At 46.1% G+C, this 16,588-nt stretch carries 15 protein-coding genes and 1 pseudogene; 8 read left to right on the top strand and 8 right to left on the bottom strand.

The genetic code is table 11. From position 1 onward, the window contains the following. Positions 1-6 precede the first annotated feature (6 nt). On the top strand, positions 7-894 hold the full coding sequence (locus RJD38_RS10030; RefSeq protein WP_065545641.1) for an endonuclease/exonuclease/phosphatase family protein: 888 nt from the start codon (positions 7-9) through the stop codon (positions 892-894). Here RJD38_RS10030 and RJD38_RS10035 read toward each other — a convergent pair. The 3 genes and pseudogenes from RJD38_RS10035 to gloB form a co-directional block, all read right to left on the bottom strand. Beyond that, complete coding sequence (locus RJD38_RS10035) at positions 883-1,569, bottom strand: YIP1 family protein (RefSeq protein ID WP_065545640.1); 687 nt, start codon at positions 1,567-1,569, stop codon at positions 883-885. The genes RJD38_RS10030 and RJD38_RS10035 overlap by 12 nt on opposite strands. Then, a pseudogene (locus RJD38_RS10040) lies at positions 1,566-2,978 on the bottom strand (LysM peptidoglycan-binding domain-containing protein); the annotation flags it as partial. The gene RJD38_RS10035 and the pseudogene RJD38_RS10040, both read right to left, overlap by 4 nt. A 229-nt stretch (positions 2,979-3,207) precedes the next feature. Further along, positions 3,208-3,966 carry a hydroxyacylglutathione hydrolase gene (gloB, locus tag RJD38_RS10045; RefSeq protein ID WP_005593352.1) on the bottom strand — a complete coding sequence of 253 codons (759 nt, stop codon included), beginning with the start codon at positions 3,964-3,966 and terminating at the stop codon, positions 3,208-3,210. Positions 3,967-3,999: 33 nt separating this feature from the next. Here gloB and RJD38_RS10050 point away from each other — a divergent pair, with 33 nt between their 5' ends. Then, complete coding sequence (locus RJD38_RS10050) at positions 4,000-4,746, top strand: class I SAM-dependent methyltransferase (protein ID WP_065545638.1); 747 nt, start codon at positions 4,000-4,002, stop codon at positions 4,744-4,746. A 63-nt stretch (positions 4,747-4,809) separates the two neighbouring features. Here the strand turns inward: RJD38_RS10050 and rnhA are convergent, their stop codons facing one another. Then, entirely contained in the window at positions 4,810-5,277 is a 468-nt protein-coding gene (gene rnhA / locus RJD38_RS10055; protein WP_005593349.1) for a ribonuclease HI, read from the bottom strand. Positions 5,278-5,333: 56 nt separating this feature from the next. Between rnhA and dnaQ the strand changes: the two genes are divergently transcribed. Both dnaQ and RJD38_RS10065 read left to right on the top strand, forming a co-directional pair. After that, entirely contained in the window at positions 5,334-6,077 is a 744-nt protein-coding gene (gene dnaQ, locus RJD38_RS10060; RefSeq protein ID WP_005593348.1) for a DNA polymerase III subunit epsilon, read from the top strand. Between the two features lie 8 nt (positions 6,078-6,085). Then, positions 6,086-7,372, top strand: a complete 1,287-nt coding sequence (locus RJD38_RS10065) for a TIGR03503 family protein (protein ID WP_065545637.1) — start codon at positions 6,086-6,088, stop codon at positions 7,370-7,372. A gap of 110 nt (positions 7,373-7,482) precedes the next feature. Here the strand turns inward: RJD38_RS10065 and fadE are convergent, their stop codons facing one another. Then, positions 7,483-9,930, bottom strand: a complete 2,448-nt coding sequence (gene fadE, locus RJD38_RS10070) for an acyl-CoA dehydrogenase FadE (RefSeq protein ID WP_065545636.1) — start codon at positions 9,928-9,930, stop codon at positions 7,483-7,485. A gap of 334 nt (positions 9,931-10,264) precedes the next feature. On the opposite strand from fadE, the gene lpcA reads away from it, so the two are divergent. Both lpcA and RJD38_RS10080 read left to right on the top strand, forming a co-directional pair. After that, the gene (lpcA, locus tag RJD38_RS10075; protein ID WP_065429918.1) at positions 10,265-10,843 is read left to right on the top strand and encodes a D-sedoheptulose 7-phosphate isomerase; all 579 of its coding nucleotides are present in this window, start codon (positions 10,265-10,267) and stop codon (positions 10,841-10,843) included. An 84-nt stretch (positions 10,844-10,927) separates the two neighbouring features. Then, complete coding sequence (locus RJD38_RS10080; RefSeq protein WP_065545635.1) at positions 10,928-11,785, top strand: class II glutamine amidotransferase; 858 nt, start codon at positions 10,928-10,930, stop codon at positions 11,783-11,785. An 814-nt stretch (positions 11,786-12,599) separates the two neighbouring features. Here RJD38_RS10080 and RJD38_RS10085 read toward each other — a convergent pair. Then, positions 12,600-14,315, bottom strand: a complete 1,716-nt coding sequence (locus tag RJD38_RS10085; RefSeq protein ID WP_065545634.1) for a proline--tRNA ligase — start codon at positions 14,313-14,315, stop codon at positions 12,600-12,602. Between the two features lie 109 nt (positions 14,316-14,424). After that, positions 14,425-15,120 (bottom strand): tRNA (N6-threonylcarbamoyladenosine(37)-N6)-methyltransferase TrmO, encoded by a 696-nt coding sequence (gene tsaA / locus RJD38_RS10090; protein WP_009387655.1) that lies wholly within the window; start codon positions 15,118-15,120, stop codon positions 14,425-14,427. A gap of 155 nt (positions 15,121-15,275) precedes the next feature. Between tsaA and RJD38_RS10095 the strand changes: the two genes are divergently transcribed. After that, complete coding sequence (locus tag RJD38_RS10095; RefSeq protein ID WP_065545633.1) at positions 15,276-15,533, top strand: type B 50S ribosomal protein L31; 258 nt, start codon at positions 15,276-15,278, stop codon at positions 15,531-15,533. Continuing rightward, the gene (ykgO, locus tag RJD38_RS10100) at positions 15,530-15,655 is read left to right on the top strand and encodes a type B 50S ribosomal protein L36 (protein WP_005593337.1); all 126 of its coding nucleotides are present in this window, start codon (positions 15,530-15,532) and stop codon (positions 15,653-15,655) included. Before RJD38_RS10095 ends, ykgO begins: the two co-directional genes overlap by 4 nt. Positions 15,656-15,768: 113 nt before the next feature. Here ykgO and RJD38_RS10105 read toward each other — a convergent pair whose 3' ends face one another. Continuing rightward, positions 15,769-16,578 (bottom strand): MetQ/NlpA family lipoprotein, encoded by an 810-nt coding sequence (locus RJD38_RS10105; RefSeq protein ID WP_065545632.1) that lies wholly within the window; start codon positions 16,576-16,578, stop codon positions 15,769-15,771. Between the last annotated feature and the right edge of the window lie 10 nt (positions 16,579-16,588).

The following is a 16,588-nucleotide window of genomic DNA, read 5'->3' on the forward strand; positions in this document are numbered from 1 at the left end:
CGCATTATGAAAAAAAGAATTCTCCTCATATTTACATTGGTGCTCACTGCTGCAGGTTACGCAGGCTATCGAAGTGTTTTTACCTTACCTGACACCGCACAGGTCACGACGATTACGCCGCCGGCAGTCTCGGCCAATGACATGCAGCTCGAATTGGCTTGTTATCAAAACCCAGCCCCTCAAATACTTGATCACCATGGTCAATTAAACCTATTGGTATGGAACATCTATAAGCAAAATCGTTCCAACTGGCAACAGGCTTTAGAGGGACTTGCTCAAGATAAGCAATTGCTACTGTTGCAAGAAGCGAGCATGACAGAACAGTTACGCGCTTGGATCGATGCTGGGCAGTGGAGTGGAAATTTGGTTGATGCCTTTAAAGCATTTGATACTTCGGCAGGTGTGCTCAATTTGGCGCATCAATTGCCTAAACGCGCTTGTGGGTATACTGAGATGGAGCCTTGGTTGCGCTTGCCGAAATCAGCGCTATTTGCCACTTATGCACTATCGAATGGGCAGACGCTGGCGGTGGTTAATATCCATGCGGTGAACTTTACTTATGGTACGCAAGAGTATCATCATCAACTTGAAAAGTTGGCTAACGTTCTCAAGGCGCATACAGGGCCTGTTATTGTGGCAGGTGACTTTAATAGCTGGAGTGAACAACGTTTAGCGGTGATGAAAGAGGTATTAGCACAGGTTGGAGTGCAAGAAGTGGATTATCAATTGGATCATCGTAAGCAATTTATTAATGGTTTACCGCTTGATCATCTATTTTATCGTGGCTTAACGCTAGAAAAAGCAGAGGCGCCCATTTCTGACGCCTCTGATCATAATCCGATTGAAGTCTATTTTCGTCTATTGCCGTCAGTGCAAAGCGTATTAGAAAATTAGTAGAAATAGCGCCCAAATAGTGTAAACAACCACCCAAGGAAGGGCAGAAATCGCTAAGGCTTGGCCACGTTCGAATTCTGTCCATGTACCGACCGCGGCATAACCGAGGGCGATATACCATGGCATTAACAGCGGTAATGAACTGGCAAATGAAAACCAATCATTGGTCATTGGCAGTTTTAATAAACCATTAAGGCTATTAAGATTGGCAGCATAACTTAGCACTTGGCCATGCTTGAGTAAGGCGCTGACATAGCTCGCCAAATCGCCCAGTACGGCCGGGAATAAAATCGCGCAGCTGGCTGCAAACCATTTCCAGTATCCCTGTTGGTGCTGGCTTGGCTTCGTCGCAAAATGAAACCAAAAGGCCAATAGTGTCACACTGGTAATACGACCTAAAACCTCGGCAATGATTTCACTCGCCATCAAGGTATTAGCATCTAGCAAAGCTACTTGGCTTGGATTCACTTGCTCTAATTGGGGTAGCAAAGCTTGCTTAAGCCATGCAAAATTGACGATGTCAAAGTAGGCGCCCCAGAATAAAAATGGTGTCAGCAGCAAAACAATGAAAGGCTGCCAACCCCATATACCATTTTGATGTAGGGCGATAAAAGTGGCGCTAGGCGAACGAAAAATATCAACTAGCATGCTTAAAGGGTTGCTTGATGGCGTCATACACTCACCTTAGTCACGTCGACATACAGCTTCAGTTTTTGACCTGGCTTTAAGTACTTTTTCTTCTCAAGGCTATTCCACTTCACGACATCGGTCGTTTTTACTTTGAATTTATTTGCAATGCCACTCACCGTATCACCGCTACGCACTTGATAAAAGACCGTGCGGATCACTGCACCATCAGCGCTGTTTTTCCAGATCACCAAATCTTGGCCAATACGTAGTGTGTCACGTGGGCCCATACCATTCCATTTCGCCAGTGAAGTGTGTGACACCTTATTGGCTTTGGCGATACTCCACAAACTATCGCCTTTGGCGACAGTATGAGTCAATTTGTACTTACCACGAGCTTTCGCTTGGGTTTTCGCTAGACGATTGCTGGCACTGAGTGCGTAAGCCTTGTCATCTTTGGTTGAAATTGGGATCAGCAGATGTTGGCCAATACGGATGTTGTTGTTGGTCATGTTATTCGCAGTACGAATCACTTGGCTGGTGGTGTTGTACTTGGTTGCTAGCACGCTGATGGTGTCGCCTGATTGCACTTTATAGCGAGCGACCTTCATGCCTTTGCCGCGATTTTGTGCCAATTGCGCGTTAAATTTATCAACTGAAGCGATAGGCAGCAACAGTTGCGTATTGCCATCTGGTGATGTTGCCCATTGGTTGTAAGCTGGGTTTAAGCTTTGTAGCTCACGGACCGAAATGTCGGCGTAGTTAGCAGCAATCGCGAGATCAAGCTGTTCATTCGGTTTCACCAATTCGACCACAGGTTTGTTAGCAATCGGCGGGATTTCAATTCCGTATTTCTCTTGATTGGCGATCACGTCCGCAAGGGCAAGCAGCTTAGGTACATACGCGCTGGTCTCTTTTGGTAAAGAAAGAGAGAAGAAGTCGATCGGTTTACCTGCTTTGGTGTTTTTACGAATGGCGCTCGATACACGACCACCGCCACTGTTGTAGGCAGCAATCGCATGTGACCAGTTGCCGTCAAAGCGTTTGTTTAGGTCAGTTAGAAAGTCTAAGGCTGCATCCGTTGCTGCATCGACGTCACGGCGACCGTCATACCAAAAGTCTTGTTCAAGGCCGTACATTTTGCCTGTTGAAGGGACAAACTGCCAAAGACCCGCCGCACTGCCGTGTGAATACGCAAAAGCATCAAACGAGCTTTCTACAACAGGTAATAGCGCGAGCTCTAACGGTAAACCACGTTGCTCAATTTTTTCTGTAATTAGATAAAGAAATGGCTGGGCGCGTTGAGAAACGGTTTTTAGATGCCCTGGGTGTTTGAGATACCAAGTACGATAATAATCGACCGTTTTATGATCGGGAATCGGCATCTCAAGCTGCATCGCGATACGTTTCCACACATCTTGTTGTGACTGTGGTGTCACAACCGGCGTTGCAACTACTTGAGATTCTACAGGCGTAGTGGCCGGTGTTGCAGGAACTACTGTTGCAGTAGAGGTCTTATCTGAGGTGGTTTCTACATCAGAATCTTGAGTAGTAGGCTGGGTCATTTGACAACCGGTTAATACCAGTGCCAGAACCCAGCTGTGTTTAAATCGCATGTTACAGCCCTTCTTTTCAACGGCTGCTGATAATACTTGTCTCATTAGTAGAGTGACAAGCAGGAAAACGTTAAAATTCGTTTTTCCACTCACGCAATGCCGTAAAAATTGACACAGGATCCATTTGTGTCGTTCGGTTGCTCACAGATTTTATGACACTGGCTTCATCAACACGTAAAAAAGGATTAATCCATTTTTCACGACGGATGGTGGTTGGCAGTGTTGGTTTATTTTGCGCTCTAAGACGATTGACTTCTTCACGATATTTTTGCAATTGGGCGTTGTCGGGTTCGACCGCCATGGCGAAAGCAAGATTGCTCGAAGTATATTCATGAGCGCAGTAAACTTCGGTTTCTTCCGGCAGTGCTGCCAGTTTGCTCAGTGATTGATGCATCTGCTCCATGGTGCCTTCGAAAACGCGCCCGCATCCGGCAGAGAATAGCGTATCACCACAGAAAAGTTTGCCATCGCCCACATAACCGACATGGCCCAAAGTGTGACCTTCCAGACCGAGTACAAAAAAGACTTCATCAAAAAGATGAATTTGATCGCCGGCTTCAACAGGGTGGGTTAAGGTTGGAACTGGCTCATTGGCTGGGCCGACCACGTCAATGGTTGGGAATTGACGAACTAACTCGGGAATGCCGCCAATGTGATCATGGTGGTGGTGGGTAATTAAGATTGCTTCTAGAGTTAACTCATGTTGTTGTAAGTAGGCTAATACGGGCGCCGCATCGCCTGGGTCGACAACCGCGCAACGACGATCGCTATTTTGGATGAGCCAGATGTAATTGTCGTTAAAGGCAGGTATGCTTTTGATATCTAACATGGTTTTATCTCCATTTATCAAAGTGAGCTCGTTATGAAACCAGCACGCAGTGAAAAAAAGCTTGTACAGCCCCATTCTTGGGCACAATTAAAAAATGGCCAATGGGTTAACGAATCGATCCAAACTCGGCTTGATGAGTGGTGCCCTAAGCTTTTTGGCTACCACATGCTCAAGTTAGGTGGTTTAAGCTGCGAGCTTACGAGCTGCAACTGCAATATACAACATCAAGTTAATCTCGACATCCACAATCCTTTGCATAACGTGATTGCAGATGGTTACGATTTGCCTTTTTTGGAAAAAAGCTTTGATACGGTGATTCTTGCCCATCAACTCGACTATTGTAATGATCCTCATCGCATGTTGCGAGAAGTCGATCGAGTGATGATTGATGATGGTTATTTGATTTTAACCGGCTTTAACCCACTCAGTTTTACTGGGCTTGCCAGTTTCATGCCTTGGCGCAAAAACAATTTACCGTGGAGTGGGCGCATGTTTACCACCAGTCGAATTAAGGACTGGTTGGGGATCTTAAATTATCAAGTGGTGGCTTGTGATCAGTATGGTTTATTTCCAATGCAGACTCATCGCACTTGTTGGACATGGCTGGAAAACAGTATTGGCGACTGGGCTACGCCTATGGGGAGTTTGTATTTTATTGTCGCGCGTAAAAGAACTTATCCATTAAAGCCGATCAAACCGCATTGGAAGCTGAAACGAAAATTGACGCCAGTGGGCGTCAACTACAAAGTTTCGTCTAAATCGAATTGTACTAAGTCGTAAGCTTATGGGGGCTAAGCGTATAGGCCTAATTGCCCAGTCCTTACTTAAACAGTTCTAAGTAATTTAGTTGCTTGGGATATAGCCGTGATCCACTTTTGTTGGATTTTCAGCGGCTGTACGGGCCAGTTCGTCACACATTTCGTTTTCTCGATGACCGGCGTGGCCTTTTACCCAGCGCCAGTCGACATCATGACGTTGGGTTTCTAACTCCAGTGCCTTCCATAAATCAGCATTTTTCACCGGTTTTTTATCGGCGGTTTTCCAGTCGCGTTTTTTCCAATTGTGGATCCATTGCGTGATGCCTTGGCGTACATATTGGCTATCCGTAGTCAGAATCACTTGGCATGGTTCCTTTAAGGCTTTTAGAGCCACAATGGTTGCCAGCATTTCCATGCGATTGTTGGTGGTGAGGGTGAAGCCTTCAGCGAGTGTTTTTTCCACTTGCTTATAACGGAGAACAACGCCATAGCCACCTGGGCCTGGGTTACCTAAACAAGAACCATCAGTGAAAATTTCCACTTGTTTCGTCATGATTTGATACTATAGGTGTTAGCACATAATCCATATAGTCTGACATATAGCCTGCAATGAATACCAGTAACAATTCAAATCAGCATCGCATCGTGGTTCTCGATACCGAAACCACCGGTATGAATCAAGATGGCGGCCCACATTACCTTGGCCACCGTATTGTTGAAATCGGTGCGGTGGAAATCATTGACCGCAAATTGACGGGTCGTCATTTCCACGTCTACATAAAGCCCGATCGTGAAATTCAAGCCGAAGCGGTGGCTATCCACGGTATCACCGATGAATTTTTGCGTGATAAACCAGAATACCGTGATGTGCACCGCGAGTTTTTAGAATTTATCCAAGGCGCAGAATTGGTCGCGCATAATGCGCCCTTCGACGTCGGCTTTATGGATTATGAATTCGAGAAGTTGGATGCCTCGATAGGCAATACTGAGCAATATTGTAAGGTGACCGATACACTTGCCATGGCGAAGAGAATCTTCCCTGGTAAACGTAATAACCTTGATATCTTGTGTGATCGCTACGGCATCGATAACTCGCACCGTACCCTCCACGGCGCATTGCTCGATGCGGAAATCCTAGCCGACGTTTACTTATTAATGACGGGCGGACAAACCACTTTACAATTCAATCCCGGCAGCGGAGATGGTGAAGGAGTGGGAGGTGAGTCAATAAAACGAGCTTCTAGTCAGCGAAAAGCACTAAAGGTTTTACGCGCTACTGCCGATGAGATAGAAGCCCATAATAGTCGTTTAGATATCGTAGAGAAAAGCGGAAGCTGCCTCTGGCGTCAATAGGAGAGAAGATGTTGAGGATTTGGTTTGCCTTGTTAGGGTTATGCATTTGTTCATTGAGCTTTGCCGCTCAGAGCGCCTCAACGTCCGCAACGGCAACATCTGAAAGTTCGATGACGCTGTTAGATAACCGTTTTCGGGTTGATCCTAGTATTGAACACATTACTTTTGTTATTTATCGCGCAGAATCCTCACAACCTGTGGTGCTGGTGCGCCCTGACGGTCGTAAATACTACTCTCATCGTAGCCCCGATAACGTCAGTTGGTATCAAGAGTCGGCGATGGATATCGTGTCGATCGAAAACCCAATGCCAGGTCCTTGGCAGGCGATTGGTAAAGTAACGCCAAAAAATAAAATTAAACTGATTTCCCATCTTAAACTGTCAGCGCAAGCATTACCTGAGCGCCTATTTCAAGGCGAAGAGATGAAGTTTACGGCTCGCTTAACATCCAATGATAAACCCTTAGTGCTGCGCGACTTTTTGGATCGCGTGGAGCTAAAAGTCACCTTTACTAAGTACATTGAAAATGAAGCTAGCTTGATCAAGGAAGCGCGCCCTGTGCCGATTGAGGTCGGCGTTTTTGCTGATGACGGCCAAGGTTTGGATGAAAAACCGGGTGATGGGGTGTTTACGGTTTCATTGCCGATTACGTCCGCTCCGGGTAAATATCGGGTGCGCATTACCTCAGGCAATGGGGTTTTCTTGCGGGCTCAAGAGCAAGAGGTATTGGTTTACCCAAGCCCAATCGAACTTTCCTTTATTCAGTCTCGGACGGAAAATCAAGCTCACCAAGTGATCTTTTCTGGTGAACAAGGCATGATTCAACCGGGGTCACTGGCCGCTCATATTGAACATAGGGATGCGCGGGGTGAGGAAATCGCGGTTGAAAACTCTGCGGCAGATAAAGAGGCAATGAAGGTTGAACTTGATATCCCATACAGTGGCGTGATTGGTGAGTATTCTTGGAATGGCAAAGTGTTTGCCACTGAGCTTGGCTCACATCGCGAGTTGATGTTCCCTCTATCTGAGCAAACTTACAGTGTAGTGAAAGACATTGATTTAGCAGAAACTCGTCGCTTGCAAGAAGAAGAGCGCATCAAACAAGCTCAGCGTTTAGAAGAAATCCGTATTAAACAAGAGCGTGAATCACAGCGTAATCGAAGTTTGATGATTATCGCGTTAGGGAATATTGTGATGATTACTTTGGGCTTAATTGTTTGGTTAGTTATGCGCAAAGTGAAAGCGAAAAAAGCGGCGATTCCTGAAATGCAGTTGGAAATACCGACGAAAGGCTAATGCATTCGAGATTGCATCTGAATAATCTCTTTTTAGAGAACAAAAGGAAAGGGCTGCCAAGCAACCCTTTTTTATTGTATCGTTCTCTACAAGATGAATAGGAAAATGCTCTACGCTACTTCATCCATTGCCGCAGGGCTTTGTGGCTTAGTGGCCAATTCTTGTGGAGCAAAATCATCGACGTTAATGACGTAGAGACGTTGCTCTTCAGCTTTGATCAGTAACTGAGCTTCTTCTTCTGTTATCGCTTTCAATTCTAAGCCTTGCTCAGCAATCATATCCAGCTTTAAGAACGCTCGACGTTTACCGATCGCTTGGCATACCTTATCAAAGATTGGCTCAGCTTCTAAGATGATATGTAACGCCTGCTCAATGCGGCCTGCAGGGTTAAATTCACTGGCCGTTAAATACTGATTGCGACCTAAACGTGAGCGAGTGGCACTTGGTGTTTGAATAATCTGCGCGACTTGGCTATCCAATTTGTCACTAGGCATACAGCGAACTTTACCGAGTGGCATTACAACCCATTTCAAGAGCTTAGCGATTACTCGATTAGGAAAATTAGCCAGTAGGCCATCGATGGCTTGTTCGGCTTGATACAAGCTATCTTGCATACCCCAATACAGCAGGGGTAAATCTTCTTTGTTTCGTCCTTCCAAGTCGTAACGTTTTAATGTCGCTGATGCTAAGTAAAGTTGACTTAGTACATCGCCAAGGCGAGCTGAAAGGCGTTCTTTACGTTTTAATGAGCCACCAAGTACCGCCATTGAGATATCCGATAATAGCGCCATATTGGCACTGTAACGATTGAGCTGTTGATAATAGCGCTGAGTTTCATCTTTGTATGGAGCAGAAGAAAAATGACCATCCGTTATACCTAACCATAAGCTGCGGACAAAATTACTGGCGCTAAAGCTAACATGCCCAGCCAGCGCAGCATCAAACTGATTGAGCGCATCATGATGGTCTGAGTAAGCGGCCTCCATCTCTGTGAGTACATAAGGGTGACAGCGAATGGCTCCTTGGCCAAAGATGATCATTGAGCGGGTGAGAATGTTCGCCCCTTCAACGGTGATGGCGATAGGCGCACCTTGATAGCTACGAGCAAGGAAGTTGGAAGGGCCTAAACAGATCCCTTTACCGCCGACGATATCCATCGCGTCGATGATGCTGCGCTGGCCTCGATGGGTACAATGGTATTTAACAATCGCCGAGATCACCGATGGTTTTTCACCTAAGTCGATACCGGCTACGGTGAGGGCGCTGGCCGCGTCCATCACATAAGCATTACCGGCAAGGCGTGCAAGAGGTTCTTCGACGCCTTCCATATGACCAATCGGTTGTTTAAATTGGCGGCGAATACGCGCATAAGCCCCTGTTGCTAATGCGGCAGTCTTAATGCCACCAGTTGAGTTAGAAGGCAGCGTAATACCACGGCCAACCGATAGGCATTCAACCAACATGCGCCAGCCTTGACCAGCCATTTTTTGTCCACCAATGATGTAATCAATTGGTACAAATAGTTCATTCGCACGAGTAGGGCCATTTTGGAATGGGACATTGAGTGGAGAGTGACGGTTGCCAATCTCTACTCCGGCTAAATGGGTTGGGATCAGAGCGCAGGTAATGCCAAGATCTTGGCTTTCTCCTAGGAGTCCATCAGGATCGCGCAATTTAAACGCGAGACCGAGAACGGTCGCTACCGGTGCGAGCGTAATATAGCGTTTGTTCCATGTTAAGCGCATACCGAGCACTTTTTCACCTTGCCACTGACCATAGCAAACCACACCGTAATCGGGGATTGCACCAGCATCCGAGCCTGCTTCAGGACTGGTTAGAGCAAAACAAGGGATCTCTTTGCCTTGTGCAAGACGAGGCAGGTAGTATTCTTTTTGCTCAAGAGTGCCATAGTGTTGCAGTAATTCACCAGGGCCAAGTGAATTAGGCACCCCTACGGTAGAAGAGAGCACACTGGAAACCCCGGTCAGTTTCTGTAGCACAAGTGATTGAGCGTAGGCTGAAAACTCTAACCCGCCATATTCTTTTTTGATGATCATGGCGAAGAATTTATGTTCTTTGAGGTATTGCCATACCTGTGGAGGCAGATCTGCTAGTTCATGAGTGACGTGATAATCACTCACCATGGCACATACTTCTTCTACGGGACCATCCAAGAATGCTTGCTCTTCTGCACTGAGTTTTGGCGGCGCAATATTATGCAGTTTCTGCCAGTCAGGTTTGCCTTTAAATAGTTCCGCTTCCCACCATACTGTCCCCGCATCTAATGCTTCTTTTTCGGTTTGTGACATCGCAGGTAGCACTTGGCGAAATAGTCTCAACGCTTTTTGGCTGATAAGTTTTTGGCGCATTCTAGGTACGGTCAGAATGACCACCGCAGTGAAATAGAGCATCCAACTGATTGAGCCAATATAACCTGAGATTGAGAGTAACAGCATCGTTGCAGTCAACACGGTTAGTGAGAGTAACAGCGATGCACGATGGTAAAGGCAAGCACCAAGTACAACAGCAAAGCTAAGGGTGGAGAGCAAGATATCCATATTATGTGTTCCTTTTCAGACGCTTTATGTTTATCCCTATCCAGCGTGAGATGGCAGCGAATAGCGATAATTGTCTGGATTGATTTAGTGGTCTAACCAGTTAAATTGTAATAGAGATATTAATAAAATGTAAAACACAAGATTGTTCAAAAAGTGATCCGTGTAGAGTAAAGATTCTATAAATGTGCGCTGATGTCGGTTTTGTGAGCACGAAAGGTCAAGATTCGATGAAATCTTTGTGGCTGACTCTCGACAGTGCGAATGGTTCAAGTAAACTCAGAAGAGTCTGAGGCTGTGATAACAGCGCTCTAATACTGATTAAAAGAGAATGCTTATGTACCAGGATTTGATTAAAAGTGAGCTGACTGAAGCAGCTGCAGTGCTGAACAAGTTTCTAAGTGATGATCATAATATTGCTCAAATTGAAGCAGCAGCAAAACTGATTGCGGATTCATTTAAACAAGGTGGCAAAGTGCTATCTTGTGGTAACGGTGGCTCTCACTGTGATGCGATGCACTTTGCTGAAGAGTTGACGGGTCGTTACCGTGAAAATCGCCCAGGTTATCCAGGTATTGCGATTTCTGATCCTAGCCATCTGTCTTGCGTGAGTAACGATTTTGGTTACGATTTTGTTTTCTCTCGTTATCTTGAAGCAGTCGGTTCAAAAGGCGATGTATTGTTTGGTCTGTCCACATCAGGCAATTCAGTCAACATTTTGAATGCGATTGAAGCGGCGAAAAATAAAGGCATGAAAACCATCGCTTTGACAGGTAAAGATGGCGGTAAAATGGCCGGTTGTGCTGATATTGAAATTCGCGTGCCGCATTTTGGTTATGCTGATCGTATTCAAGAAATTCATATCAAGATCATTCATATTGTGATTCAGTTGATCGAAAAGGAAATGGAAAAGTAATTCCCATTCCGATGCACGGTTTATCCCAATACCAACAATATGTTAGTTTGGTATTGGGTGTTTAATTAGGGAGTGAGTTAAACCATGTGTGAATTGCTCGGAATGAGCGCAAATGTACCCACTGACATTTGCTTTAGTTTTACCGGTCTGATGCAGCGTGGTGGTAATACTGGCCCACATCGCGACGGCTGGGGGATCACCTTTTATGAAGGCAAAGGCTTTCGTACTTTCAAAGATCCTAACCCTAGTTGCCAGTCAAAGATTGCCGAGTTAGTGCAAAACTATCCGATAAAAAGTCGTGCGGTGATCAGCCATATTCGTCAAGCGAATCGTGGTGGCGTCAATCTGGAAAATACCCACCCATTTACCCGTGAACTCTGGGGCCGTTATTGGACATTTGCTCACAATGGCCAGTTAACCGATTACCAAGATTTATCATTGGGTCGCTTTCGTCCGGTAGGGCAAACTGACAGCGAACTCGCCTTTTGCTGGCTAGTGACTCAGCTTGAACTGCGTTACCCTGAGCCACCACAAGATATGATGGGCATGTTTCGCTTTGTTGCCCAGTGCTGCGACACACTAAAAGAAAAAGGCGTGTTTAATATGCTGCTTTCTGATGGTGAATACGTCATGACTTACTGCACCAATCACCTCTATTGGATTACGCGCCGAGCGCCATTTGGTAAAGCGACCTTGATTGATGAAGATGTCACCATCAACTTCCAAGAAGAAACGACGCCTAACGATGTCGTCTCGGTAATCGCTACGCAGCCATTGACCGATAACGAAGCTTGGCACCGTATGAAGCCGGGTGAATTCGGTTTATTTCACTTTGGTGAGTTGATTGATGGCAACGCAAGTTCGCTGGTGGATGTGCCGTTTGCGGCCAAGAAAGTCGCTAGTCAAGCGCCGACAGAGCCTTTGGATTCTTTTAAGAATTGAGAACGCTGCGCGTCGAGAGTAGAGAGCGGACTTCGTCCTTGAGAGCGCTTCGCTTCGAGAGTAGAGAATAGATCCCCAACTCGCTCGTACCTCGCTCTTGAGGATGACAGCACAAGCTCGGAACTTCGATAACGTCATTCTCGATAGCGACGAAGGAGCGCAGTCGGGAATCTAGTTTGACGAGAGTAGACTTCGCTTTGAGAACGCTTCGCTTGAGAATCGAGAATAGGTCCCCAACTCGCTCGTACCTCGCTCTTGAGGATGACAGCACAAGCTCGGAACTTCGATAACGTCATTCTCGATAGCGACGAAGGAGCGTAGTCGGGAATCTAGTTTGACGAGAGTAGACGTCGCTTTTGAGAACGCTTTGCTCGAGAATCGAGAATAGATCCCCAACTCGCTCGTACCTCGCTCTTGAGGGTGACAGCACAAGCTCGTACCTCGCTCTTGAGGATGACAGCACAAGCTCGGAACTTCGATAACGTCATTCTCGATAGCGACGAAGGAGCGTAGTCGGGAAACTAGTTTGACGAGAGTAGACTTCGCTTTTGAGAACGCTTTGCTCGAGAATCGAGAATAGATCCCCAACTCGCTCGTACCTCGCTCTTGAGGATGACAGCACAAGCTCGTAACTTCGATAACGTCATTCCCGATAGCGACGAAGGAGCGCAGTCGGGAATCTTTCACAGAACGAACCACTGCCGCCTCTCGAATCTAGGAGCGAAGCGTTCCATAGAGCGAAGCTCGTTCTCTATTCTACAGTAAAAAAAAAGGCCGATGTTTCCATCGGCCTTTTGCAGTTCTTAGGGTTAAATTACGCAAATTGCGCTTTAACGTGCTCAACAATGTCAGCCATTGCTACTGCGGTTTTCTCACCTGAACGACGGTTCTTGTATTCAAAGTTACCTTCATCCATGCTGCGATCGCCAATCACGATAGTGTGAGGGATGCCGATCAGCTCCATATCTGAGAACATCACGCCTGGGCGCTCTTTACGGTCATCAAATAGAACTTCGACACCCATTGCAGTGAACTCTGCGTATAGTTTCTCTGCCGCTTCTTTAACACGCTCAGATTTGTGCATGTTCATTGGTACGATAGCTACTTGGAACGGTGCTAGAGCGTCTGGCCAGATGATGCCGTATTTATCGTTGTTCTGTTCGATAGCAGAAGCAACAACACGTGAAACACCAATACCGTAACAACCCATCTCTAGGATTGAGTTTTTACCGTTTGAATCAAGAACACTACAGTTCATTGCTTCAGAGTAAACATTACCAAGTTGGAAGATGTGACCTACTTCGATACCACGCTTAAGCATTAGTGTACCTTGACCACATGGGCTTAGGTCGCCTTCAACCACGTTACGTAGATCAGCAATTTGACCTAGTTCTACGTCACGACCCCAGTTAATACCGAAGTAGTGTTTGCCGTCGATGTTTGCGCCAGCACCGAAATCGCTCATTACCGCAACAGAGCGGTCAACGATAAACGGTAGCTCTAGACCAACAGGACCAAGTGAACCAGCACCAGCGCCGATAAGTTCACGCATCTCTTCTTCAGATGCCATTTCAAGAGGAGCGGCAACTTCCGTTAGGTTTTCAGCTTTGATTTCGTTTAGTTCGTGATCACCACGGATGATAAGCGCAACGATTGGAGCATCGATTTCATCTGAAGCTTTAACGAAAAGCGTCTTAACGGTTTTCTCAATCGCTAGACCGTGTTGCTCAACCAATTCCGCAATGGTTTTCGCGTTTGGAGTATCAACCAGAGTCATCTCTTGAGTTGGCGCTGCACATTCACCAGTCGGTGCCAGTGCTTCCGCTTTTTCGATGTTTGCTGCGTAATCAGACTCCGTTGAGAATGCGATCAAATCTTCCCCGCTTTCTGCTAGAACGTGGAATTCTTGTGAACCGTTACCACCGATAGCACCTGAGTCTGCCAATACTGGACGGTACTCAAGACCCATACGATCGAATGCTTTACAGTAAGCGTCGTGCATCGCTTGGTAAGATTTCTCTAGACCCGCTTTATCGATGTCGAAGCTGTACGCATCCATCATGCAGAATTCACGAGCACGCATTACGCCGAAACGTGGACGACGTTCGTCACGGAATTTGGTTTGGATTTGGTACAGGTTTAGCGGAAGCTGTTTGTAAGAGCTCACTTCATTTCGCACAAGGCTAGTGATCACTTCTTCAGCTGTCGGGCTAAGAACAAACGGACGAACGTGGCGGTCAGTAAAGCGAAGTAGTTCAGGGCCCATTTTTTCTGAGCGGCCTGTCTCTTCCCAAAGTTCAAACGGCTGAACAACGGGCATCAAGGTTTCGATTGCACCTGCATTGTCGATCTCTTGACGAACGATGTTTTCGACTTTACGCAATACACGTAGACCAGTTGGCAGCCAGGTATAAAGACCTGAAGCTAGACGACGGATCATACCTGCACGTAGCATGAGCTGGTGGCTCACTACTTCTGCGTCGTTTGGAGTCTCCTTAAGAGTAGAAAGAAGATAATTACTGGTACGCATTCAATTTATCCGTTTAGTAAAGTTAGATACTCAGCCGGAATGGTCTGGAGTATGACGATCCCACAAAGGGAATTTGTTAGCCGCCTATAATATCAGCCAAACGGCTTTGTCAAAAGTGTTCAATCACGGTAACCGACACTAAGTTATCGTTTACGGTGAATTTAACGTTCAAATTGAACAAATTTACCGCGTACTCTTTATGGTCCGGCTTACCTTTTTTATAGGCAGGTCGAGGATCTTGCGCCAAGACTTGCTCGATGACTTGGCGGATATGCTGACCATTCGCCAAGCGGGAGAGACTCTCGGTTGCTTGTGGTAAAAAGCACACAATCGCCTTTTCTGGCTCTTTTTCTGCGTACCCACCACTAGCATCAATAATAGCATCGGAGTAGGGAATATAAGGTTTGATATCGATGATAGGGGTGTTGTCGACCAGATCAACGCTACCAAGATCCAAATAAAATTGATCTCCTTCTTGGCTAATACCTTTCAACTCCACCGCTGACATGCCAATACCATTAGGGCGAAATGTTGCTCGTGAAGCCAATACACCAACACGCTCGTTGCCGCCCAAACGCGGTGGTCGTACGGTTGGTTTCCAACCTGCCGCTAAGTTTTGATCAAACAAGAAGAGTAGCCATAAGTGGCTGAACTGCTCAATGCCGCGGATGGCTTCAGCGCAATTTACCTCGCCTTGCAGTTTCACTCGAGCGCTTGCAGCAGGCACTAGGCGTGGCTGCCTAGGAACGGCAAACTTTTCTTTATACGGGCTCTGGATATAACCAATCGGCTCGATGTTGTACACGGCGTCATCTCTTCGTTAATTTTCTGCACAAGATAGCACAATCGTGCACTTCGCACTGCTGGTAAACATTGGCGAATAATTTGCTTGATCTTTTGTTGGTAATTACTATCATTTGATATGTTATAACATATCATTTAATTGAAAGGGAGGAGAGAATGAAAGCGGGAATTCATCCGGAGTATCGCAAAGTGGTGTTTCACGATACCAGTGTCGATAAGTATTTTATTGTTGGGTCAACACTCAGCACAACCCGCACGATAGAGTGGGAAGATGATAAGACTTATCCCTATCTAACCTTGGATGTTTCATCAGAGTCTCATCCGTTCTACACCGGGAAACAACGTGTGGCACAGAAACAGGGACGAGTATCTAATTTCAATCGTCGTTTCGGTCTCTTTAAGGAGCAAAAATGAAAGTTTTAAAATCGTTAAAAAGTGCGAAGAGTCGTCATCCCGATTGCCAGATCGTCAAGCGACGTGGTCGTTTATACGTAATTTGCAAAGCTAACCCTCGCTTCAAAGCGGTACAAAAGTAGTCGATTGATTCTGTTGGTATGCTTGTGCTGTGGTATTTCGCATGAGAGGAAACAAAAAAAGCGGACACATACAGTGCCCGCTTTTTTATGAGTGTGTCATTCAGCTGAAGGGATTACCAGCCTTTTACGACACCACCTTGGAAGATCTCAGAAGCGCCGTTGTAGACTTCTTCTGTTTGGTAAGCTTTAACAAAGTTCTGCACATTTTCTGCGTTAACGTTGTCTTCACGAGCAACGATTAAGTTAACGTATGGAGATTCTTTATCTTCTACGAAGATGCCATCACGTTGTGGAGTTAGGTTTACAGAGCTTGCATAAGTATTGTTGATAACAGAAAGAACCACATCATCAAGTGAGCGCGGTAGTTGCGCAGCATCAAGTTCAACAATCGTTAGGTTTTTCGGGTTTTCTACGATATCACGTACAGTTGCTTGTAGACCCGCACCTTCACGCAGCGTGATAAGACCTTGTTGCTCAAGAAGAAGCAGTGAACGACCTAGGTTAGTTGGGTCATTTGGTACTGCGATACGAGCGCCATCTTGAATCTCATCAACAGATTTGATTTCTTTAGAGTAGCCAGCGATTGGGTAAACAAACGTATTGCCTGCAATCACGATTTTGTAGCCACGGTCAGCCACTTGCTGATCTAGGTATGGTTTGTGTTGGAATGCGTTGATGTCGATAGAGCCATCGTCTAGTGCAGCGTTTGGTGTTACGTAGTCCGTAAACGTGACAAGCTCAACTTCTAGACCGTATTTTTCTTTAGCAACTTTAGCCGCAATCTCAGCAACTTGCTCTTCAGCACCCGCCATTACGCCGACTTTAATCTTGCTTGTATCGACTTCCTTTTCACCACAACCAGAAAGAAGCAGTGCAGATGCCGCAGCGGCAATGGCCAGTAAACCTTTAACATTAAATTTCATCATAATCTCC

The organism is Vibrio scophthalmi, assembly GCF_040869025.1.
GTDB classification, from domain to species: domain Bacteria; phylum Pseudomonadota; class Gammaproteobacteria; order Enterobacterales; family Vibrionaceae; genus Vibrio; species Vibrio scophthalmi.